Genomic DNA, 22,493 nt, shown 5'->3' on the forward strand with positions numbered 1-22,493 from the left:
CCGCCAGGCGTGGCCGCCGCGCCAGCCGCTCCAGCACTGGCTGTCACGCCGCAAGCTCCGGCTGCAGCGTACACGCCACCAGCCGCACCGCAAGCCGTTGCGCCAAGCGCTGCCGCGCCTGCGCGCCCTGCGCCGTGGGAAGACATGCCACCAGCTGCTGACGGTGGCGCTGCTGTCCTGGAAGCGCCGGTCCGCGTTGCGCCGCCAGCGGCAGCACCGCAGTACGTTGCGCCAGCACCGCAAGCCAAGGCCCCGCAACCAGTCGCCGATGAAGACGACTTGCCACCTTGGGTCACCGAATTCTCCGACGACTCCGCCATGCCGGCTCAAGGCGCCGCACATCCCTACGCACCGGAGCCAGGCACGCAAAGCGCGCCGGCCCAGCAAGCGAACGATCCGCACGCCATCGCCATGCCGGCCCGCGCCGCAGCGGCACCGGCCAAGGCGCCATACGCCTATGTCGTCACGCCTGTGCCTGAACTGAACTGGGACGGCAACTGGCCAGCCGTCGCCGCAGCACTGCCACTGCGCGGCACCGCCCAGCAACTGGCAATGCAAGCTGAAATGGTGAAGTGCTACTTCGAAGGCAACGCCGCCGTATTCAACCTGCGCGTGCCGATCGAAACCTGGCGCACGCCGGGCAACATCGAAAAACTGACCACTGCACTGGCTGAACGCTTTGGCCGCGTGGTGCGCGTGGACAGCGAACTGGGCGCCGTCTGGTACACCGCCAGCGCCGAAGCGCAAGCCTACCGCGAAGCCTGCCAGCGCATCGCCGAGGACATGGTCGCCAAAGATCCTTTCGTGAACAGCATGATCCGCGAACTGGACGCCTGGGTCGTGCCCGGCTCCATCGTGCCGCCGCAAACTGCAGCGGCCGCGGCTGCCTGATCGCCTCTTTAACAAACAACTTACCGCAACACGGAGAACCCTACCATGATGAAGAACCAACTGGCCGGCCTGATGAAACAAGCCCAGGCAATGCAAGACAACATGAAAAAAGCCCAGGACTCGCTGGCGCTGATCGAAGTCGAAGGCCAATCGGGCGCTGGCTTGGTCAAGGTCGTCATGACCTGCAAGAACGACGTCAAGCGCGTACAGATCGACCCATCGCTGCTGGCTGACGACAAAGACATGCTGGAAGACCTGGTGGCTGCCGCTTTCAACGACGCCGTGCGCAAAGCCGAAGCCACCGCCGCCGAGAAAATGAGCGGCCTGACTTCCGGCATGAATCTGCCGGCCGGCTTCAAGATGCCATTCTAAGGACGCATGTCCAAGTCGCTGGAATTCCTGACCGAAGCGCTGCGCCGCTTGCCGGGTGTTGGCCCGAAATCGGCGCAGCGCATGGCATTCCATCTGCTGCAGCATGACCGCGAAGGTGCGGACATGCTGTCGCGCGCATTGCACCAGGCGGTCAGCGCCGTGCACCACTGCGCGCTGTGCAATACCTTCACCGAAGAAGACGTCTGCGACACTTGTAACGACGAGCAGCGCGACCGCCGCCTGCTGTGCGTGGTCGAGACGCCTGCCGATCAATTGATGATCGAGCAGACCCTGACCTATAAGGGCCTGTACTTCGTGCTGATGGGCCGCCTGTCGCCGCTGGACGGCATCGGGCCGAAAGACATCCATCTCGAAAAACTAGTGGTGCGCGCTGCCGACGGGCTGGTTACCGAGGTGGTACTGGCCACCAATTTCACCAACGAGGGTGAAGCCACTGCCCACTACATCTCCGAGATGCTGAAGGCGCGCGGCCTGCGTGTGAGCCGTCTCGCACGCGGCGTGCCGGTTGGCGGTGAACTTGAATACGTCGATGCGGGCACCATCGCCCGTGCCATGCTGGATCGAAGGGCGACTTAATGAGCAAGAACACTTCCGGTCCTTTGGCCGGCATCAAGGTACTGGAACTGGGCACGCTGATCGCGGGCCCTTTTTGTGCGCGCATGCTGGCCGAGTTTGGCGCGGAAGTGATCAAGGTCGAGTCGCCCGATGGCGGCGACCCGATCCGCAAATGGCGCGTGCTGAAGGATGGTACGTCGCTGTGGTGGTCGGTGCAGTCGCGCAATAAGAAGTCGCTGACGTTGAACATGAAGCATGCGCAAGGCCGTGAGATCGCGCGCAAGCTGGCGCTGGAAGCGGACATCATTATCGAGAACTACCGTCCCGGTGTGCTGGAAAAGTGGGAGCTCGGTTTCGAACAACTGAAGGCGATCAATCCGTCGACCATCATGGTGCGCCTGTCCGGCTTCGGCCAGACCGGGCCGATGAAGGATTTGCCGGGCTTCGGCGCTATCGGCGAATCGATGGGCGGCTTGCGCTACGTTTCCGGCCACGCGGACCGCCCACCGGTGCGCGTGGGTGTATCGATTGGCGATTCGGTGGCCGCGCTGCACGGTGTGATCGGCGCCATGATGGCGCTGCGCCACCGCGACGCCACCGGCGGCAAGCTCAAAGGCGAAGGCCAGATGGTGGACGTGGCCTTGTACGAATCCGTGTTCAACCTGATGGAATCGCTGGTGCCGGAGTTCGACCACGCGGGCGTGGTGCGTGAGCGCACCGGCGGCTCGCTGCCGGGTATCGTACCGTCGAATACCTACACCACCAAGGATGGCGAGAACATCGTCATCGCGGGTAATGGCGATGCGATCTTCAAGCGGCTGGTGCTGGCGATGGGGCGCATCGACATGGCCGGCAATCCAGAACTGGAGCGTAACGACGGCCGCGTCAAGCACACGCAGATGATCGACGATGCAATCCAGGCCTGGTGCAACACGCAAACCATCGACAGTGCGCTGGAGGTGCTGAAAGCAGCCGACGTCCCGGCCGGCAAAATCTACTCGGTGCGCGACATGATGAGTGACCCGCAATTCCTGGCGCGCGACATGTTCGAGCAGCACCAGTTCGCGGACGGCACGCCGGTTAAGCTGCCGGCCATCTCGCCCAAACTGTCGGCCACGCCGGGCCACACCAAATGGCTGGGCCCAACGCTGGGCCAGCACAACGACGAAGTCCTGTTAGCCCTCGGCTACAGCCCCGATGCCATCGCTGCGATGAAGCAGGACGGGGTGCTGTAAGGCTTGATTGGCCAGCATGCGATGGATGGCGTCGGGCGGGGAGGGATGGCCAAGGTAGTAGCCTTGGACCATGTCGCAGCCGTATTGTTCCAGCAGGACTAGCTGGGCGTCGGTCTCCACGCCTTCGGCCACCACCGCCATCTTCAGGCCGTGCGCCATGGCGATGATGGCGTGGGTGATGGCAGCGTTCTCAGAATCCATCGGCAGGCCGCTGATGAAGCTCTTGTCGATTTTCAGCGCACGCACGTCGAAGCGCTTCAGATAATTCATCGACGAGTAGCCGGTGCCGAAATCGTCGATCGATAAATACACGCCGATGCCGCGCAGCTGTTCCAGCGTGACCATGGTGGCGCGGGCATCGTCCATCAGCGTGCTTTCGGTCAGCTCCAGTTCCAGCAGCTCGGGGGGCAGGCCGGTGTCGTGCAGCGCGGACAGCACGCTCTGGGTCAGGTTCTCGTCGTTGAACTGCTTGGCCGATAGATTCACCGCCACCCGCACCGGCGGCTTGCCTGCCAGCTGCCAAGTGGTCGCCTGCTGGCAGGCGGCGCGCAGCACCCATTCGCCGATCGGCACGATCAGGCCGGTCTCCTCGGCCAGCGGGATGAATTCGGTCGGCGAGATCACGCCGCGCTCGGGATGGCGCCAGCGCACCAAGGCTTCAAAGCCGACGATGCGCGAACTGCGCACGTCGATCTGCGGCTGGTACAGCAAGTACAGCTCGTCGTTCTGCAAAGCCTTGCGCAGGCCCACTTCCAGTTTGACGTGACTCATGATCTGCATGGTCAGTGACGAGCTGTACAGCTTGGCGTTGTTCTTGCCGCAGTTCTTGGCGTGGTACATGGCGGTGTCGGCGTACTTGAGCAGCGAGTTGCAGTCCTCGCCGTCTTCCGGATACAACGAGATGCCGATGCTGGCGGTGACAAAGATTTCGTGCGCCTCCAGCAGGAACGGACGGCGCATGGCTTCCTTCACGCGGTGCGCCACGTTGAGGGCGTTTTCTACCCGCTCCAGGTCGGGGATCAGGATGGTGAACTCATCGCCGCCCAGCCGCGCCAGGTTGGTGGCAGCCTCCGTGCGCGAGACCAGGTCGCCCGGCCGCGTGGTTTCGCGCAAGCGCTCGGAGACGGCTTTCAGTAAATGGTCGCCAACGTCGTGGCCCAGCGTGTCGTTGATGCGCTTGAAGGCATCAAGATCCATGAACAGCACGGCGAATTTCTTGTTGGCCTTGCGTGAGCGCACCAGCTCGGCTTCCAGCGTTTCGAGGAAGGCCTGGCGGTTGGGGATGCCGGTCAGCGAATCGCAGTAGGCGAGGCGGCGGATTTGTTCTTCGCTGCGCTTGCGCTCGCTGATGTCGCGTACCAGTCCCAGCACCTCGTCCGGCCCGGTGGCCACCAGCCGCGCTTCGAAATGCCGGCCCGGCAGCGGCGCCGCGCCGGGCAGCGGCAGTTCGTAATCGAGCGAGCGGATGTGCTGCGTGTCGAGCACGCGGTGCACTTGCTCCATCATGTGGCCAGCGATCTCGGGCGGCAGCACCTGGCTCAGGTGTTGGCCCACGCAGCGGTCGGTAGAAAACACGCTGCTGGCTTCGTGGCCTTGTTCGTAGTCGAGATAGTAGCCGTCCTTGTTCATGCGGAAGAAGGTATCGGGGATGGCCGCCAGCACCGCGCGGTGCTGGGCGTCGGCGATGCGCAGGCGGCTGATGGCGTCGCTGGCGCGCAGCACGTACAGCACGCGGTGGCCGAGGATGGGCCAGTTGATTGGCTTGGAGACGAAGTCGGTCGCGCCGGCCTCGTAGGCGCGGGTGACGGCGTCCAGCTCGTCGCCGCCGGTGACCATGATGATGGGGACGGTAGAGTGCGACTCCAGCTTGCGCAGCTCGCGGCACACGGCAAAGCCGTCCATGCCGGGCATGTCGACATCGAGCAGCACCAGGTCCGGCGTGACGGCCTGGAAGCAGGCCACGGCCTTCATGCCGTCCTCTGCTTCGATTGCGTCGAGGCCGACTTGGGCCAGCATTTCCAGCATGAGCAGGCGCATGGTGGGATCGTCGTCAGCGACCAGTACCAGACTGCGTTGGGGGGAAGTTGCCATGATCAAGTTTCCTTTTCCAGTAAAGCTCCCAACGCCTGCCGCGCGGCCTGGAAAGAGTGTTCCATGTCAGCCAGCAGTGCTGCGGCGCCGGCGGTAGTGTGATTGCGTCCTAGCTGTTCGAGCTCCTTGCTGCGCTGCGCCAGCGCACTGGCGCCGATGTTGGCGCTGCTCGATTTCAGGCTGTGTGCGGCCTTGCGCAGTTGGTCTGCATCGCCGGCGTGGATGGCTTGCCGGATGGTGTGCAGGTGGATAGGTGTGTCGCGCAGGAAGGCTTGCAGCACGCGCTCCAGCAGCGCGTTGCCGTTGACCGGACTCAGGGCGCGGATGTTGTCCAGCGCTTGCAGGTTGATGAGCTGGTCGTCCGGCGCCGTGTCGCCAGCCGCGTCGGCGTCGATGTCGATCACGGGCGCCGCCACGCGCGGCAGCTGGATCCAGCGCGACAGGGTTTGCCCCAGCGCTTGCTGGGTGAAGGGCTTGCTCAGGTAGTCGTCCATGCCGGCGGCAAGGCAGGATTCGCGGTCACCCTGCAGCGCGTTGGCGGTGATGGCGATGATGGGCATGCCGCGCGTGCGGCCGCGCTGCTGCTCGTGGCGGCGGATTTCGGTGGTGGCGGCGAAGCCGTCCATCACCGGCATCTGGCAGTCCATCAGGATAGCGTCGAAGTCGCCCGCTTGCACCGAGTGCAGCGCTTCCTCGCCGTTGCAGGCGCGGCGGACGTCAAGGCCCAGGCCTTCCAGCATCGCGCTGGCGACCTCGACGTTGACGGGATTGTCTTCCGCGAGCAGCACCTTGCGCCGCTTGCGTGCACGCACAACTGGCGCAGCCTCGCCAGTACCAGAGGAGTGCGCTGGCTGCGTGGCCGGCGGCTCCCCGGCTGGCCTTGCCTCGCGTCCGCGCAGTGGCAGGGTGATGGCGTCGTGCAGGTCGCACTCGCGTGCCGGTTTGATCAGCTGGAATGCCACGCCCGCTTCGCGCTGCTGCACGCTGTCGGCAGCAGTGCGCGCGGTGCTGAGCAACAGCAAGCGCGTCGATGCCAGCACCGTCTCGCTGCGGATGGCGGCGGCCAGCGCGAGGCCGCTGGTGCGTGGCAGTTCCATGTCGAGCAGCACGGCGTCGTAAGGGCGCCCGTTTGCCACCGCCTGCCGTAGCTGAGGCAGGACGTCGTGGGCATGGGCGCTGGCGCAGACGATGCGCCAGGCCGCCAGCTGGCGCTCCAGTGCAGCGCGGCTGGCGGGATTTTCATCGACGATCAAAATGCGGATTCCCTGGGTGGTGGTGTTGGAAGAATCGTCGCTGTCTACGCGACGTTTATCAAAATTTACGGCAAACCAAAACACCGAACCTTGAGTTAGCGCATGGTCGACGCCAATTGCGCCTCCCATCAGCTCCACCAGTTGTTTTGAGATCGCCAGGCCGAGGCCGGTGCCGCCGTGCTTGCGGGTGGTGGAGCCGTCGGCCTGCGAGAACGAATCGAAGATGCGCGCGCGTGCTTCGGGCGACACGCCGATGCCGGTGTCGTGCACCTCAAAGCGCAGGCCGACCGATTGCGCATCTTCGCGCGCCACCACCACCCGCAGCGTGATCTGGCCGGCATTGGTGAACTTGATGGCGTTGCCGAGCAGGTTGAAGATCACTTGCCGCAGCCGGTTCGGATCGCCGCAAATGCTGAGCGGAATGTTGGGCGCGATGTCCAGCTCCAGGCGCAAACCCTTGGCCTGCGCCTGCGGTGAAAACACATTATCGATATCATCCAGCAGGTTGCGGAAATTGAGGTGGATGTACTCCACCGTCAGCTTGCCCGCTTCAATTTTGGAGAAGTCGAGGATGTCGTTGATGATTACCAGCAGATGCTCGCCGGAGTGCTTGACCATGCTGGTGTAGTGGCGCTGTTGCTCGCTCAGGCGCGTGGCCAGTAGTAGATCGGTCATGCCCAGCATGCCGTTCATGGGGGTGCGGATTTCGTGGCTCATGGTGGCGAGGAAGGCGCTCTTGGCCTGGCTGGCTGCCTCGGCCGCGTTCTTGGCTTTCTCCAATTGCTCGGTGCGCACGCTGACTTGGCGCTCCAATTGATCGCGGTACTGTGCCAGCGCGGCGTCGCGACCTTCCACTTGCGCCAGCATATCGTTGAAGCTGTCGATCAGTGCACCCAGCTCGTCGCTGCGCTGGTGCTGAATGCGCGGCGTGGCTTGCCCTCGGCTGACTTGCTGCGCCGCCGCGATCAGCTGGCCGAGCGGTTCAGCGAGGCTGCCCTTGAACCGTGCCGCCCTCAGCAGCGCCATCACAAACGCCAAGGCTGCGGCCACCAAAGCGGCGCCGAGGTTTTTCAGTACATCGAGCCACATGCGGGTTTGCGCAGCTTCCACCATGGCCACGCTGCCGTTATCCAGTATGCGATAGACGCGCAGGGCGGGCGCCCATGGTGTGCCGCTGCGTTCGCTGCGAACTTCCGTGGCGCCCGGCATGGCCAGCGTGTCCGGCACGGCTTGGCCGGACGGCAGGCGCGGCGACAGGTAGCGCGCTTGCAGCTTGCCGTCGCGGTCGTACAGCGCGGCTTGCAGGATGTCGTCCTCGGCGGCTAGCGCGGCCAAGGCGCCGCTGTTGCCGACCACGCCTGCCAGCACGGTCAGCTGCTGCTGCGCATCGTCGCTGCGGCTGAGCACCGAGGCGGCGGCAAACGCGACGAAGACCAGCAGTAAGGCGCTGCCGGCGGAGAGCACGGACATGATCGTGAGTTTCATCGCGTAGGCCCATTCAAGAATGCCAATGAGAAAAATATATGCATCAGGCAAGCTCGACTTTGATCTGGATCTAATGCAGGCACGTTTGCGCTGCCTCAAACAACGTCGCAGCGGACGTCGCAAGCTGTGGGGATGGAACGCAAAAAAATCTTGTTTGTAGCGGAGGCGGTGACGCTGGCGCATGTCGGACGTCCGCTGGCGCTGGCGCGTACACTGGACCGGCAGCGCTACGATGTGCACTTCGCCTGCGCGCCCGGCTACGAACCGTTTTTCAAAGGCGCGGAGTTAAGTCACTGGCCGCTGAACAGCATCGCCAGCGCACGCTTTCTGGCAGCGCTGGCGGCGGGCAAACCGGTGTACGACGCCCGCACATTGCGCCAGTACGTGCTGGACGATATTCGCGTGTTGCAAGCAGTGCGGCCGGATGTGGTGATCGGCGATTTTCGTTTGTCGCTGTCGGTCAGTGCGCGGCTGGCGGAGGTGCCGTACGTGGCGCTGGCGAATGCCTACTGGAGTCCGTATGTAAACCAGCACTATCAGGTGCCGGCATTGCCTTTGTCGCGCGTGTTGCCGATCGCGCTGGCGGACCGGTTGTTCCGGCTGGTGCGGCCGCTGGCGTTTGCCTTGCACTGCCGGCCGCTCAATCGCGTACGGCGCGCGTATCACATGCCGTCGCTGGGCTATGACCTGCGGCGCATCTACACCGATGCCGACCATGTGCTGTATGCCGATATCCCGGAAATGTTTCCGGCGCACGAGCTACCGATAACGCACGCGTATCTTGGTCCGGTGACGTGGTCGCCGCCGACCGAACCGCCGCCGTGGTGGGACGCCTTGCCCGGCGGGCGCGAACTGGTCTACGTCACGCTGGGCAGTTCAGGGCAGGGCGCCTTGCTGCCGCGCGTGCTGCAGGCGTTGGCGCCGTTACCGTTGACCGTGATGGCAGCCACTGCCGGTACCATCGATCGCGGCCTGTTGCCGGACAATGCGTACGTGGCCAGCTATCTGCCGGGTGAACAGGCTGCACAGCGCTCGCGGCTGGTGATCTGCAATGGCGGTAGTCCGACCTGCCAGCAAGCGCTGGCGGCGGGCGTGCCGGTGCTGGGCATCGCCGGCAATCTCGACCAGTACCTGAACATGGATGGAGTGGTGCGTTCCGGCGCAGGCGTGCTGCTGCGCTCGGACCGTTTGATGGAAGAGCAGTTACGCTCAACCGCGCTGCGCCTGCTGCAAGATCCGGAACCACGCGCGGCGGCGGAACGGGTGGCGCAGCAATTCCTGCGTTACGATGCGGGCGCCCGGCTGGCTGGCCTGCTGGCGCAGCTGCCGGGCTAGTCGGTTACAGCGAGGTGCGCAGTTCCAGCGCAATCACGCGCGGCTTGGTCACATAGACGTATGGCGAACCAACTGCCGAGCCCAGCGTGCTGACGCTCGTGTACTGCTTGTTGGTCAGATTGTTGACCACCAGCGCCACGCCCCAGCGATTGCCTGGCGCCGACCAGCCGAGCCGCAGGTCGACCCGCTCGCGCGCCTTGCCAGCGCCGATCTCGCCGTCCGGCAGGCAGGTGCCGGTTTGACGCGTATCGACGTTGCAGCGCTTCTCGCCCTGGTAGCCGTACACCAGGCCGAAGTCGCCGTTGCCGTCCCATGCCGGCCAGCGTGCGTTCACACCGGCCGAAGCGCTCAGGTATGGCGCGCCTGCCGCCTGGCCGTTCAGGTTGACGCCGGTTGGCGCGGTGTAGTTGGCGTAGGTTTGGTCGAGGTATTCCAGTGAGCCGTTCAGGCGCCAGATGCGGTTCAACTTCCACTGCGCTTCGAGGTCGACACCGGTGGCGCTCTGGTCGCTGTTGACGATCTGGTAGCTCGGGATGCCGCTGGTAGCGCTGGCCGGCACCAGCGTCAGGCTTTGCAGATTGGTGTACCTGTAGCGGAACACCGAGGCGCCATACGTCAGGTTGATCGACTTCAGCGTGCCTTTCATACCGGCTTCCAGATTGGTCACCAGCTCCTTGTCATACTGGCCGTTGACGCCGACCGCATCGAAGCCGCCCGACTGGTAGCCCTTGCTCCACGACAGGTAGCCCATGTGGTCAGGCGTCAGGTGATGGTCGAGCACCACGCGCGGGCTGAAGTTGTTCCAGCTCTTGTCAGCGGTGAACGCGGACTTGGCCGAGCCCGGATTGGTGAACTGGATGTTGCTGGTCGTGACGGCCTTCAGCGTGGCGGCCTGCGTTGCGGTCAGCAGCTTGGCCGCCACCAGCGTCGGGAAGAAGTTGCCTGCATTGAGCGCGGCCAGCGTGGCGTCCAGCCCGGCCGCGGTGCGCGACGGGTTGTACCAGCTGAACGATTTCTGGTCGTGCGTGTAGCGGCCGCCCAGGGTCAGGTTGGTGGTATCGGTGACGTGCCAGATGGCGTCGCCATACGCGGCGTAGGCGCGGTACTCGCCCTTGTCATGCATGACCTCGGACCAGCCCTGGCCCAGCAGGTTGACGCTTTGCAGCGCGCTGTTGCCGGTGGCTTTGCCGAGGCCTTGCGCCAGCGCGGTCAGCATGGAATAGGGCGCCAGTCCGGCCGAGTGTTTGATGATGGTGTCGAGCGAAGTGGTGGTGGCCGACACGCTCTGCTCGGAGGTGGCGCGCTCGCGGTAGGCGCTGACGCCGCTCACCCAGTTGACCTTGCCGGTTTCTCCGCTTAGCTTGAACTCTTGCTGCCAGGTGGCGTTGGATTCGACGATGCCGGTCGACAGCGCCGAGGCTGCATTCGAGCCAGCGTCATTGTCCTGCCAGTTCTGCGCGTTGTAGTGGCGGTAGGCGGTGGTGCTGGTCAGCGTGGCAAACGACAGCGGCTTCTCGACGCGCAGCGTGACGCCGTCGAAAGTGCGGCCCTGCATATCCGGCTGGGCGTCGTTGTTGAGCTGGGTCTTGAGCGGATTGGTCCAGGTCGATGGACCGCCGTAGTTGATGGTGTTGTTGGTCAGCGAGAAGACCGGCGGGCCGGAGGCGCGCATCACTTCGTGCTCCCAGCTCAGCGTGGCGGAGGCGTCCTCGCCCTGCCAGCGCACGGCGGCGCGTACGCCGCGGTCGCCTTCATCGCCCATGCGCTGGCCGTTGTAGGCGTTGCGCACCCAGCCGTCGTCCTGCTGGGCGATGGCCGAGATGCGCAGCGCGATGGAATCGCTCAGTGGCGTGTTGTACAGCGCCTCCACATCGCGCTTGCCGTTATTGCCGACGCGGACCTGGCCGCTGGCCTGCACGCGGTTGATCGGCTCGTTGGTGACGATGGAGATGGCGCCGGCCGCAGCATTGCGGCCGAACAGCGTGCCCTGCGGGCCTTTCAGCACTTCGATACGTTTGACGTCGTTGAAGTTGAGCAGCGAGCCGCCGTTCTTGCCGGTGTAGACGCCATCGGTGTAAATGCCGACCGGCGAATCGGTACCGATGCCGAAGTCTTGCGTGCCGACGCCGCGCAAGTAGACCGACGGACGGGTCGACTGCGAGGTGTCGATGGCCAGGCCCGGTACGAAAGCGTCGACGTCGGCCAGGCTGGCCACGCCGAGGTCCTTGAGGGCGGCGCCGGACATGGTCTGCACCGCGATCGGCACGTTCTGGATTTGCTGGCTGCGGCTCTGGGCCGTCACCACCACGACTTGTTCGGTATCTTGCGCAAAACTCACGGACGCGGCCATGCTAGCCAGCGCCACACTAACCGCGCTCGCGCAGAGGCGCAGCGGCAGTCGTTGTTGAATCAAACTCACAGTCTTCTCCCGTTGAATGACACTTCAGAACGCCGGCCATATCGCCTGCTGAAATTGATTCTAAGGTTTGCACTATGATTAAAATAGGAGCATTATCGCCATAATTATGACCAATACCGCCACCACCGACACCCATTTCGAGGTCCAAGTCCTGTGTTTTCCAGAGGCCATCATGGGAACCGTGTTCAGCGCGGTGGACGTGCTGCGCCTGGCCGAAACCGTGTTGAAGTTGCGAAATCCCCACGCTCCCTGCTCCTTGAGCTGGAAATTGGTGACGCCGGAAGGCAGTCCGGCCCTGTTCGATGCCAGCTTGCCGGGCGCGTTTGCGTCGACGCCGGAGCGGCCGTCGCCGCCAGCAAAAAATACGCTCATCATGCTGCCGGCGTTGTATGCATCCAACGCTCCCGAGCTGGCGATTATCGCAGAACGCTATCCGGCGTTGCTGGCGCAGTTGGCCGCGCATACGGAGCGGGGCGGCATCATTGCTGCCTGTTCCACCGGACTGGTGTTCCCGGGACTGCTGGGCCAGCTGGCTGGTTTGACGCTCGACACCCATTGGGCATTCAAGGCCTATTTCCGCCGCCGCTTTCCCGACTGTGATTTCTCCGGGCCGGAGTCGATGAGCTTTTACCCGCAGCTGTATTCCTGCGTGGCGCCATCCCAGCAGACTGAATTCATGATTGCGATTCTAGCGCGGATGCTGGATGAGCAGCTTGCGCAAGGCTGCGCCAGGTTGTTGCTGGTGCAGGCGGAACGCCAGCAGCTGGGCAACCAGCTAATGGAGCAAGACTGGCTGTCGATGACCTCCGACAGCCCGGTGTACCGCGCCAAGCAGTGGCTGGAGAACCACATCGAAGAACCCTACGACTTGGCGGCGCTGGCGGCAGTGGCGTCGTCCAGCGAGCGTACCTTGCTGCGCCACTTCCAGACCGTGCTCGGCATGACGCCGCTGGACTACCTGCAAGACTTGCGCGTGCAGCGCGCCAAGATGATGCTGGAGATTAGCCTGAATAGCCTGCAAACCATTGCCAACGCCTGCGGCTACACCAACGCCAGCACCTTCAGCAAACTGTTCCGCCGCGCCATGGGCATGAGTCCCGGCGAGTACCGCCGCCACCACACCTTCCGTACCAAGCGCTCGCACTGGCGCGTGACGCCACACTGAAAAAAAACGGACCGGCCAAGGATGCCGGTCCGTTGCAAAAGACCGCCGCTGCGGTCAGGACTGCACTTTGCGGCGCGTGCCCAGCGCGAGGCCCGCGAAGCCCAGGCCGATAAGTGCGAGGGTGGCAGGCTCCGGTATGGTGGCGAAGCTCTGCGAGGAGTCCACTTTGAGGAAGGGCACGGTGGTGGGCGTGGCGCCGTCCCACATCATGGTGGGGTTGAAGAACGACGGCACGTTGGTGGTGCCGGTGAACTTGTCGATGAAGATGCTACCGCTGACGGCGTCCAGGTAATTGTTGTCCACGTAGTCGATCATGAAGCGCGAATCGAAGGAGCCGGTGCCGACTGCACCGGAGGCGCTGAAGCTGGCCTCGTTGAACACCAGATGGCCGGACATGATCAGGACACCGTCGCCATCGCCGCCTCCGCCGCCGCAACCAGCCGAGGTGACGCCTTCGCCGTAGCAGCGTACGGTGGCGCCGCCATTGCCGGGCACGGCTTTGCTGCCGTCCGTGATGCGATCAAGATAGATGGCAACATTCTGTACGCCGGCGTGCGCCGCATCCACGTCCATTGCCGCCGATTGTGTAGCGGGCAGGCCGAAGTTGGCGGTGGTGGCAGTTTGCGAAGTGACCAGCTCCTGGAAGCGCACCACTTTGCTGATTTCAAACGTGGTGTTCAGCCCGGCCGGCGTAACGATGGCGGGGATATTGCTGTTCGACATAGTGCCGACCACCATTTGCGAACGCAGTTCGGTCAGGTAGGGCGCAGTGGCGCCCGGGCCGACGATACGGCCCGGAACAAAACCGGTAGCGAGACCGGTGTCAGTGACGTTGGTCCACAGGTCGGCATAGGTAGTGTAGGTGCCGGTACCGGTGGGATCAAGGCCGAGGGTGGGGCCGGCGCTGGCGGTCAGCGGCGCTGCCAGCGCGGCTGCTAGCATGGCGACGGCCAGCGCAGCTTGAGTGGTTTTCATGAATGCTCCTCGTGATAGGGCTACGGGAATCGAAGCCGTAGCACGCAAAGAGCAAAACCCTTGCCAGTACTGGCGCGCTTTTAAAATCAAGGACTTGCGGAAGACACTCCGCGCGAGTGTAAAAAATTCCGTCAGGCCGGGGCGGCTTTGATGCGGCGCGCTGGAATGCCACCCCAGATTTCGCCGGCCGCGATCTGCGTATCCTTGGTAACCACCGCGCCGGTTGAGACGATGGCGTTGTCGCCAATGTGCACGCCTGCCATCACCACTGCCTTGGCGCCGATGGTGACGGTGTTGCCGATGTGGACGGACTTGAGTTCCAGCCGCGTGCCTTCGATCACATGGGCAAAGATCACGGCGTCGTGGCCGATGATGGTGTTGCTGCCGATGCGTGTCAGCGGCGGGTCGAGCAGGGCGCCGGCGCTGTAGGTGTTGGCGCCCAGCCGTGCGCCGAGCGCGAGGTAAATCAGGCGCTGGATCGGCACCGGGATGAAGTGGGTGCGGATCAGCGAATTGAACAGCAGCAGATAGAACAGGATATTGACGTTGGCCGCCAGTTCCTGGCGCGTATGCTCGGGCACGTCACCCTCATGCAGCGGCAGCGCCAGCAGGAAGCAGCGGTAGACCAGGAAGGCGTACAGGTAGACCAGCAGCAGCGCGATCAAGAACAGCGTCACGCCGCGAAAGTCGCCGAGCGGCAGCGCGCCGAACACCAGCGCGGTAGTGCCGATGGCAAGCACCAGTATCAGCGCCAGCAAGCCGAGGAAGAGCGCGATCTGACTCGGCTTGATGGTGCGCATCACTGGCTCCCGGTCGGCACCAGCAGCTCGCGCAAGGGCCGCCGCAGCGAGCGCGACGTGGCCGGCTCGCCCGCGCCGATGCGGCCCATGAACACGGCCGACTCCCAGTCCTGCTGGCCGACCAGCGCCGCGCCTTGTTTCGACAGTGCGGCTGCGCGCTCCTGCATGCCCGGCGTGCTGGAGAACACGCGCTCTTCGCGCACGTAGCGCGAGAAGATCAGCGGCGTCATCTCCGGCTGCAGTTGCAGGCCTTGCGCCGTGGCTGTCAACCAGAAACGCTGCATGGCGCGGCCGGCGGCGATGTAGTCGTCCACGCGCTGCGCACGGCGCTCGGCCACCAGCACGAAATGCGCAGCACAGGCCAGGCCGGGAATCAGGTCCATCTGCAAGCGCGGCGCCAGCGTGCCGGCCAGCCAGGTGTTGAAGAAGTGCACGCGGCGCCAGTCTTGCATCACCCAGCGCATCAGCTTGGTGGTCATGGCGTCCGCGCCCAAGGCCTGGTCGGGCATGCGGTCTGCGCTGAAACGGGCGTTCCATTCGATGACGGATTTATGCACCCGATGCGCTTCCGGCATGGTCAGGCGCAGCTTGGCGTTGCGGAACATCAGGCGCGCAGCGGCGCCGCGCTGGCTGCCTTCCAGCCACAGCACGCGATAGCCATCCGGCAGCGTGCTGCTGAGTGCGTTCTTCTCCGACGCCGTCAACGGACGCCGGCTCAGCGCGCGCCGCTGCACGCTGCGCGGCAGGATGGCGTCGGCCAGCGGATCGGCTTCCATGGCCGGCGCGGGCACGAATTCGATGCTGAGCGTGGGGCGGTTATCGGGCGTGTCATGGTGGCGCATGCTGTGCATCGACAGCTGGAAAGTGCTGGCGGCGATGGCCATGGTTTCTAGTAGTGCGCCGATCGACATCTGGCTCGGATGGCCGTCGAGGTCGTACACGCAATGGTCGCGCGTGTCGTGGCCATGGATCACCAGGTGGCGTTCATCGAGCACTTCGAAGCGCCATGGCTGCGTGTTGTCACCGCTGGGCGCCCAGCGTGCCAACTCGAGGATTTGTTCCAGCGTTGCGTCCAGATGCAGCTCCATCTTGCTCATGTCTTCGCTCCAGGCCGTCGTCGCCGCGCCAGCATCATGGCTAGCCGCTGCAAGGGGTTGCGGTTGCCGCCGGGGCGCCACGTGCGCACCAGCTTGTTACGGAAGGCGTCGAACTGGTAACCCCACGGAGCCGCCCGAACGTCACCGCGTTGCAGTAAAATTTTCAGCGCCTCGGTGGCGGCCGCGCCGGCGCACAGTTCGCAGCCCATGATGGTAGACGGGCCGCGCTGTTCCTTCAAGTTGATGCTCGACGGATCGATCAGATAACCGCCGTGCAACCCGGCCGGCGCTAGCCCGACCAGGAAGCGCAGGGCTTTTTCCATGTCCGGCTTGTCGCCCCAGCCGAAGTATTCTTCAAACGTCATGTGCCCCGGCAGGAAGGTCAGCACCGCCGTGCCCATGCCCAACGGCGCCGCCGTGATGGCTGGAATGCCCAGCCGCGCGCAGGCCGCAAACGCCGCCTGCCGCGCGCCGAAGGCAAAGAAGTCCAAGCCGTCGACGTACAAGTCTACACCCTCGAAGAAACTGCTCAGGTTGTCCTGACTGAGGCCGGCAGGGAAGCGCACCAGTTTGAGCTCGGGATTGATGTCGAGCGCCATCTCGGCCAATACATCGACCTTGGGCTTGCCCAGCGTGGACATGGTGGCGCCCACTTGGCGGTTGAAGTTGGCGATGTCGAAGGTATCGAAGTCGGCAATGTGAAAGCTGCCGATGCCGAGCCGAGCCAGCGTCAGCAAATGCACGCCGCCGACTCCGCCCATGCCGGCAATGGCAATGCGCTTGCCGCGCAGTGTAGCCTGTTCGGCCGGTGTGACCCAGCCGATGTTGCGTGCGTACGCCTGTTGGTAAAGGTAAGCCATTTGAGTTAGATGCTCCGGCACGCTCGAAGTTCCGCGCAGGCGAAAAAAAACCGGCTCACTGTGGAGCCGGTTTCTCTCAACAACAACCGCCGCGCTTGCCTGCGCCGCCGTAGCGCGCCTCTTGCCGTTCGCGGAAGAATTCCTCGTACGTCATGTACGGCTCGCCGGGATGGGTGGTTTCCCGGTGCGTGACGTAAGCATCGTAATCAGGCAGGCCCATCATCAGGCGCATGCTTTGCCCGAGGTAACGGCCGGCCTTGGCGATATCGCTGAACATCACTGCACCTTGGCGGTTGACAGGACCATCGGGCTTTCGTTGGCGGTCGGCTTGCTATTGGCGCGCGCCGCCTGCACGGTGCGGGCGCCGAAGATCAGCACGCTCAGCACCACGATCACGAAGAAGCCGGCCAGCGAAGCGTCGAGGTAATCGTTGAAGATTACTTGCTGCATCTGGGCGATCGACTTGGCCGGGGCCAGAATCTTGCCTTCATCCAGCGCAGCCTGGTACTTGGCGGCGTGGGCCAGGAAGCCTACTTTCGGGTTGGCGTCGAAGATCTTCTGCCAGCCTGCGGTCAGCGTGCACAGCAGCAGCCAGATGGTCGGCACGATGGTCACCCATGCGTACTGGCCGCGCTTCATCTTGAACAGCACGCAGGTGCCGAGGATCAGCGCGATGGCAGCCAGCATCTGGTTGGCGATGCCGAACAGCGGCCACAGGGTGTTAATGCCACCCAGCGGATCGACCACGCCCTGGTACAGGAAGTAGCCCCAGGCGGCCACGCACAGGCCGGTGGCGGTCAGGTTGGCGAAGGTGTTTTCGGTTTTCTTCATGGCCGGGATAAAGGCGCCCAGCAAGTCCTGCAGCATGAAGCGGCCGGCACGGGTACCTGCATCGACTGCGGTCAGGATGAACAGCGCTTCAAACAGAATGGCGAAGTGGTACCAGAAGGCCATCATCTCTTTGCCGCCCAGTACGTCGGACAGGATGTGGGCCATGCCCACCGCCAAAGTCGGTGCACCGCCGGCACGCGAGATGATGCTGTGCTCGCCAACGTCCTTGGCGGTTTGCAGCAGCATCTCAGGCGTGATGTAGAAGCCCATCTGTGAGACAGCCTGAGCAGCGGATTCAGCAGTCGTACCCAGCAGCGCAGCCGGCGAGTTCATCGCGAAGTAGACGCCCGGATCGATGGTCGACGCAGCCACCAGCGCCATGATGGCGACGAAGGATTCCATCAGCATCGCGCCGTAGCCGATGAAGCGGGCGTGGCTTTCGTTCTCAATCATCTTCGGCGTGGTGCCGGACGAGATCAGCGCGTGGAAGCCGGACACGGCGCCGCAAGCGATGGTGATAAACAGGAACGGGAACAGCGAGCCCGCCCACACCGGGCCGGTGCCGTCGATGAACTTGGTCATCGATGGCATTTGCAAATGCGGTGCAACGATCAGGATGCCCAGCGCCAGGCCGACGATGGTGCCGATTTTCAGGAAGGTCGACAGGTAATCGCGCGGCGCCAGCAGCAGCCACACCGGCAGCACCGAAGCGACGAAGCCGTAGCCGATCAGCATCCAGGTCAGCTCGGTGCCAGTGAAGGTGAACATCGGCGCCAGCGCTGGATTCTCTTGCACATACTGGCCGCCGAAGATGGCTGCCATCAGCAGGATGAAACCGATGATGGACACTTCACCAATCTTGCCCACGCGGATGTAGCGCGAGTACACCCCCATGAACAGCGCGATCGGAATAGTGGCCATCACGGTGAAGCTACCCCACGGCGAGCCGGTCAGCGCCTTCACCACGATCAGCGCCAGCACCGCCAGGATGATGACCATGATCATGAAGGTGCCCAGCAGCGCGATGTTGCCGGGGATCGGGCCCAGCTCCGACTTGATCAGGTCGCCCAGCGAGCGGCCGTCACGGCGCATGGAAATGAACAGCACGATGAAGTCCTGCACCGCGCCGGCAAATACCACGCCAGCCAGAATCCACAGCATGCCGGGCAGGTAGCCCATCTGCGCGGCCAGTACCGGGCCGACCAGCGGACCGGCGCCGGCAATCGCGGCGAAGTGGTGGCCGAACAGTACGTACTTATTGGTCGGCACGTGGTCGAGGCCGTCGTTGAGCTTGTTAGCCGGGGTCATGCGGCGGGCGTCCAGGCCCAGCACTTTGTCGGCAATGTACAGGCTGTAGAAGCGATAGGCGATCAGGTAGACGCAGACCGCAGCAATCACGATCCAGATCGCGCTGATCGATTCGCCGCGATGCAGGGCGACGACGCCCAGCGCCGACGCGCCTGCGAGGGCCAGTGCGGCCCACCCGAGCTTGCTAGTCAGGGTATTCGGTGCGGTGTTCATGCTTCCTCCAAGGGTATTTTTTTAATTATGATCAGTATTCATGATTGTGATATCAGCTGCAAGCGCACCATTACGCAAGGCCGATGCGTAGAACTACGTAGGCTAGCAAGCGTGCAGGGGCGTAGAATTCGGGCTACAAGAACAAGGAGGGAGACGGGCGCGATGAAGTTGCGGCAAAAAGTACTATTTCTGGCGATCGCGCCGCTCATTTTGGCGCTGTGCGCGATTGCGCTGGCGGTGCGGCATCAGTCCGTCTTGCTGGCCCAGCAGCAGCGCGCCACCATCCAGCAAGCTTATCTGAGCAGCAAAGAGGCCGAGCTCAAGCACTACGTAGCGCTGGCCTCGCACTCGATTTCGCACTTGTACGATTCCGGCCGCGATGACCAGGCCACGCGCGAGGAAGCGATGCGCATCCTGTCCTCGCTCAGCTACGGCGATGATGGCTATTTCTTCCTCTACGACATGCAGGGCAATACGCTGATGCACCCGCGCCAGCCGGAGCTGGTCGGGCAGAACCTGTTCGGCCTGCGCGATGAGAACGGCCGGCTGACGATCCAGAACCTGATCCAGCGCGCCAAGGCCGGTGGCGGGCTGGAGCGCTACATGTGGGTCAAGCCCTCCACCCACAAGCCGGTCGCCAAGCTGGGCTACGTGATCGCCATGCCGAAGTGGGGCTGGATGATGGGCACTGGTATCTATCTGGACGACGTCGACCAGGCGCTGGCCAAGGTCGATGTCCAGCAGTCCGGCAACATCCACAACACCATGCTCTGGATCACCGGGATTGCGATTGCCGCCGCCGTGGCGGTGGCCAGTTCGGGACTGGCTTTAAACATCAGCGAGCTGCGCGTGGCCGACGCCAAGCTCAAGGTGCTGGCCCAGCGTGTGGTCGAGTCGCAGGAGGAGGAGAGGGCGCGCCTGTCGCGAGATTTGCATGACGGCATCAGCCAGTGGCTGGTGTCGATCAAGCTGCAAATCGAGGCCGGCATCATCCGGCTATCCGGCGGCAAGCCCGAGCAGCAGCAAGCCGCGCAAGCTGTGTTCGAGCACGCCGCCGACCAACTCAGCAATGTGATGGCCGAGGTGCGCCGCATTTCCCACAACCTGCGTCCGGCCATCCTCGATGACCTCGGGCTGGCGGCCGCGCTGCAGCACCTGGCCAAGGAGTACACCCTGTCTAGCGGAACCCCGGTACACTTTGAAGCGTCCGGTTGCACCGACGGTTTGCCCGAGGTTGCCAACACTGTGCTGTTCCGGCTGGCGCAAGAGGCGCTGACCAATATCGAACGCCATGCCGGCGCCAGCAGCATCCACATCACGCTGGCCGGCGCCGAGCCCGGCGTCACGCTGCGCATCCGCGATGACGGCCACGGTTTTGACGCCGAGGGCATCGCCCACCATCCGCAGCGCGGCATTGGCCTGCGCAATATGATGGAGCGGATGGACGCCATCGGCGGCCGCTTTGAAATCGTGTCGTCCACCGACGGCACCCTGGTGACGGCCTATGCCGCTAACGAATAAAGAAGCAATCAAGATGACGAACACGATCAAAATCCTGCTGGTAGACGACCACCCCCTGGTGCGCGACGGCTTGCGTGCGCGGCTGGAAGCCATGCCGCAGTTCGAAGTGGTGGCCGAAGCCGGCGGCGCGGCGGAAGCGCTGGAGCAAGCGGCCCGCCATCCGGTCGACCTGGTGCTGATGGACATTAATATGCGCGGCACCAACGGCATCGAAGCGACCGCGCAGTTCAGGCAAGCCTTCCCGCAGATTGCGGTGCTGATCCTGTCGATGCACGACAAGGTGGAATACGTGTCGCAAGCGATCCAGGCCGGCGCCCGTGGCTACGTGCTCAAGGATGCACCCGGCAAGGACATCGTGGTGGCGATTGAAACCGTGATGTCGGGCGGGATCTACTACAGCGCCGCGCTGGCCCGTCAGCTGGCCCAGCCGCAAAACCAGGACAACCAGCTGACCTCGCGCGAGCACGAAGTGTTGCGTCACATTGCCAACGGCGAATCGAACAAGCAAATCGCCCGTGCGCTCGACCTCAGCGTGCGTACCGTGGAGACCCACCGCCTCAACATCAAACGCAAGCTGGGCATCGAAGGGCAGGCCGAGCTGATCCGCTTTGCCGTGCAAAATGCGCAATGAGACCGCTACCATGTGGTGAAAATACCGACGCCCGCTTCTAATCCCATTGCGCATTTCTTAACAGTACGTGTTTCTACGGCAATATCTGATATATTCCTGCTGACCGCAGATTATTGCAATTGTGTAAAAGAAAACGTTTCGCGCGCCTTCAATTGGTCTTATACTGGTTACATTGCTAATTGCACTACTATCCTTATGGTATTTGGTTGCTTTAAGTCAAGTGTTGATCTAAGATGGCGCGCATAACCTCGATGAGATATTGATGTCTGCGCCTGAAATCAGCCTGTTTCCACTGGTGGAATTACAAGCAGTGTCCAACGCTCATAACGAGTGGGTGGCACTGACTTTTGAGCTATCGCACTTTGAAGGCGATGTTTTCCAGGCGGCTTTAACGCTGTTGAAAACGCCCGACGTGTTTGCCGCGTTAGCGCCGCTGGATTGCATCCTCCCCGTCCCGAATCCGCAACTGCTGGAGCAGTCTCATCTTGAGACGCTGCAAGCAAACCGCATCATCCTGCGCGTCCCGGCTGCTGCCTGCGCTGACGTCGGGATTCAGAAAAAACTCTCCGGCTTTGCCGACGCCGGCTATCGCATCATGCTGGACGGCGTGGCCCAGGGTTCGGCCGCCACCATGAGCGGCGCGCGCGCCCTGATCTTCGACGCGTCGATCACCTTGCCGCCGATGCTGGCACTGGTTGCCCAGCCGGGCCCGCACTTGGCCACTGGCATGCACAGCGAGATGCGCATCGCCGAATGTGCCAAGGCCGGCTTCAGCTGGTTTGCCGGCGATTTCGCACTGCATCCACCGCACGACAACAACCTCGGCGACGGCACCTCGCGCAAGCGCCTGCTGGCGCTGCTGGGCTTGTTAGCGCGCGATGCCGATTCGCGCGAGCTGGAAGTGCTGCTCAAGCAGGATCCGGCGCTGTCCTATCATTTATTGAAACTGGTGAACTCGGCCGCATTTGCGCTGAGCTCGCCGATCCACAGCTTCGGCCAGGCCATCAACGTGCTGGGCCGCCGCCAGCTGCAGCGCTGGCTGCAACTGCTGCTGTACGCGCGCCAGCAAGACGACGGCTTGTCCAATCCGCTGCTGCCGCTGGCGGCCGTGCGCGCCTCCATGATGGAAGGCCTGGCAAAGACGCTGGGCTGGGACCGCGACCAGCAGGACATGGCTTTCGTGGCCGGTGTGTTCTCGCTGCTGGACGTGCTGCTGGCGATGCCGATGACGGAAATCGTCGCCGCGCTGAGCCTGGACCTCGACGTGGTGCGCGCGCTGCTGGATCGCGCCGGCCCGCTGGGTGACCTGCTCAAGCTGGTGGAGCAACATGATAGCGCCAGCCTGGAACAGGCCGGTATCTCCCACGAGACCTATTGGGAAGCGCAGTTGCAGGCTTACCACTGGGCGATCCAGGTGAGCAGGAATATCTAACCG

General features: G+C 63.5%; 17 protein-coding genes and 1 pseudogene. 9 read left to right on the forward strand and 9 right to left on the reverse strand.

Going from position 1 to position 22,493, the window contains the following annotated elements; genetic code table 11:
• The 4 genes and pseudogenes from GTP46_RS13685 to GTP46_RS13700 all read left to right on the forward strand — a co-directional run.
• Nucleotides 1-891: pseudogene (locus GTP46_RS13685) on the forward strand (DNA polymerase III subunit gamma/tau); the annotation flags it as partial.
• Between the two features lie 45 nt (nt 892-936).
• The gene (locus GTP46_RS13690; RefSeq protein ID WP_161007201.1) at nt 937-1,263 is read left to right on the forward strand and encodes a YbaB/EbfC family nucleoid-associated protein; all 327 of its coding nucleotides are present in this window, start codon (nt 937-939) and stop codon (nt 1,261-1,263) included.
• A gap of 6 nt (nt 1,264-1,269) precedes the next feature.
• On the forward strand, nt 1,270-1,860 hold the full coding sequence (gene recR / locus GTP46_RS13695) for a recombination mediator RecR (RefSeq protein ID WP_161007202.1): 591 nt from the start codon (nt 1,270-1,272) through the stop codon (nt 1,858-1,860).
• Nucleotides 1,860-3,074, forward strand: a complete 1,215-nt coding sequence (locus GTP46_RS13700) for a CaiB/BaiF CoA transferase family protein (protein ID WP_161007203.1) — start codon at nt 1,860-1,862, stop codon at nt 3,072-3,074. The genes recR and GTP46_RS13700 overlap by 1 nt, the downstream gene beginning before the upstream one ends.
• Here the strand turns inward: GTP46_RS13700 and GTP46_RS13705 are convergent.
• Both GTP46_RS13705 and GTP46_RS13710 read right to left on the reverse strand, forming a co-directional pair.
• The gene (locus tag GTP46_RS13705) at nt 3,015-5,165 is read right to left on the reverse strand and encodes a putative bifunctional diguanylate cyclase/phosphodiesterase (protein WP_161007204.1); all 2,151 of its coding nucleotides are present in this window, start codon (nt 5,163-5,165) and stop codon (nt 3,015-3,017) included. The two genes, GTP46_RS13700 and GTP46_RS13705, sit on opposite strands and share 60 nt — an antisense overlap.
• A gap of 2 nt (nt 5,166-5,167) precedes the next feature.
• Nucleotides 5,168-7,903: a hybrid sensor histidine kinase/response regulator gene (locus tag GTP46_RS13710; protein ID WP_161007205.1), complete on the reverse strand. Its 2,736-nt coding sequence runs from the start codon at nt 7,901-7,903 to the stop codon at nt 5,168-5,170.
• Nucleotides 7,904-8,035: 132 nt separating this feature from the next.
• Between GTP46_RS13710 and GTP46_RS13715 the strand changes: the two genes are divergently transcribed.
• Nucleotides 8,036-9,238, forward strand: coding sequence for a glycosyltransferase (locus GTP46_RS13715; RefSeq protein WP_161007206.1), 1,203 nt, complete (start codon nt 8,036-8,038; stop codon nt 9,236-9,238).
• Nucleotides 9,239-9,242: 4 nt separating this feature from the next.
• Here GTP46_RS13715 and GTP46_RS13720 read toward each other — a convergent pair whose 3' ends face one another.
• Entirely contained in the window at nt 9,243-11,657 is a 2,415-nt protein-coding gene (locus tag GTP46_RS13720) for a TonB-dependent receptor (protein WP_161007207.1), read from the reverse strand.
• A 106-nt stretch (nt 11,658-11,763) separates the two neighbouring features.
• Here GTP46_RS13720 and GTP46_RS13725 point away from each other — a divergent pair, with 106 nt between their 5' ends.
• Complete coding sequence (locus tag GTP46_RS13725; protein ID WP_161007208.1) at nt 11,764-12,822, forward strand: GlxA family transcriptional regulator; 1,059 nt, start codon at nt 11,764-11,766, stop codon at nt 12,820-12,822.
• 54 nt (nt 12,823-12,876) lie between these two features.
• Here the strand turns inward: GTP46_RS13725 and GTP46_RS13730 are convergent, their stop codons facing one another.
• From GTP46_RS13730 to GTP46_RS13755, 6 genes are all read right to left on the reverse strand, one after another.
• A complete protein-coding gene (locus GTP46_RS13730) occupies nt 12,877-13,797 on the reverse strand; it encodes a PEP-CTERM sorting domain-containing protein (RefSeq protein ID WP_161007209.1) in 921 nt (306 codons plus the stop codon).
• Nucleotides 13,798-13,928: 131 nt separating this feature from the next.
• The gene (locus GTP46_RS13735) at nt 13,929-14,597 is read right to left on the reverse strand and encodes an acyltransferase (RefSeq protein ID WP_161007210.1); all 669 of its coding nucleotides are present in this window, start codon (nt 14,595-14,597) and stop codon (nt 13,929-13,931) included.
• Nucleotides 14,597-15,694 (reverse strand): nitroreductase family protein, encoded by a 1,098-nt coding sequence (locus tag GTP46_RS13740; protein WP_161007211.1) that lies wholly within the window; start codon nt 15,692-15,694, stop codon nt 14,597-14,599. The genes GTP46_RS13735 and GTP46_RS13740 overlap by 1 nt, the downstream gene beginning before the upstream one ends.
• Nucleotides 15,691-16,554 carry a ThiF family adenylyltransferase gene (locus GTP46_RS13745; RefSeq protein ID WP_161007212.1) on the reverse strand — a complete coding sequence of 288 codons (864 nt, stop codon included), beginning with the start codon at nt 16,552-16,554 and terminating at the stop codon, nt 15,691-15,693. Before GTP46_RS13745 ends, GTP46_RS13740 begins: the two co-directional genes overlap by 4 nt.
• A 76-nt stretch (nt 16,555-16,630) precedes the next feature.
• Nucleotides 16,631-16,831 (reverse strand): YbdD/YjiX family protein, encoded by a 201-nt coding sequence (locus tag GTP46_RS13750; protein ID WP_161007213.1) that lies wholly within the window; start codon nt 16,829-16,831, stop codon nt 16,631-16,633.
• On the reverse strand, nt 16,831-18,906 hold the full coding sequence (locus GTP46_RS13755) for a carbon starvation CstA family protein (RefSeq protein WP_161007214.1): 2,076 nt from the start codon (nt 18,904-18,906) through the stop codon (nt 16,831-16,833). The genes GTP46_RS13750 and GTP46_RS13755 overlap by 1 nt, the downstream gene beginning before the upstream one ends.
• A 162-nt stretch (nt 18,907-19,068) precedes the next feature.
• Between GTP46_RS13755 and GTP46_RS13760 the strand changes: the two genes are divergently transcribed.
• The 3 genes from GTP46_RS13760 to GTP46_RS13770 all read left to right on the forward strand — a co-directional run bounded on the left by GTP46_RS13760 (nt 19,069) and on the right by GTP46_RS13770 (nt 22,490).
• Nucleotides 19,069-20,427, forward strand: coding sequence for a cache domain-containing protein (locus tag GTP46_RS13760; protein ID WP_161007215.1), 1,359 nt, complete (start codon nt 19,069-19,071; stop codon nt 20,425-20,427).
• Nucleotides 20,428-20,440: 13 nt separating this feature from the next.
• Nucleotides 20,441-21,058, forward strand: coding sequence for a response regulator (locus tag GTP46_RS13765; RefSeq protein ID WP_161007216.1), 618 nt, complete (start codon nt 20,441-20,443; stop codon nt 21,056-21,058).
• A gap of 262 nt (nt 21,059-21,320) precedes the next feature.
• Nucleotides 21,321-22,490 (forward strand): EAL and HDOD domain-containing protein, encoded by a 1,170-nt coding sequence (locus GTP46_RS13770; RefSeq protein ID WP_161007217.1) that lies wholly within the window; start codon nt 21,321-21,323, stop codon nt 22,488-22,490.
• The last annotated feature ends 3 nt before the right edge of the window (nt 22,491-22,493 follow it).

It is taken from the genome of Duganella flavida (assembly GCF_009857445.1).
GTDB lineage: Bacteria > Pseudomonadota > Gammaproteobacteria > Burkholderiales > Burkholderiaceae_D > Rugamonas > Rugamonas flavida.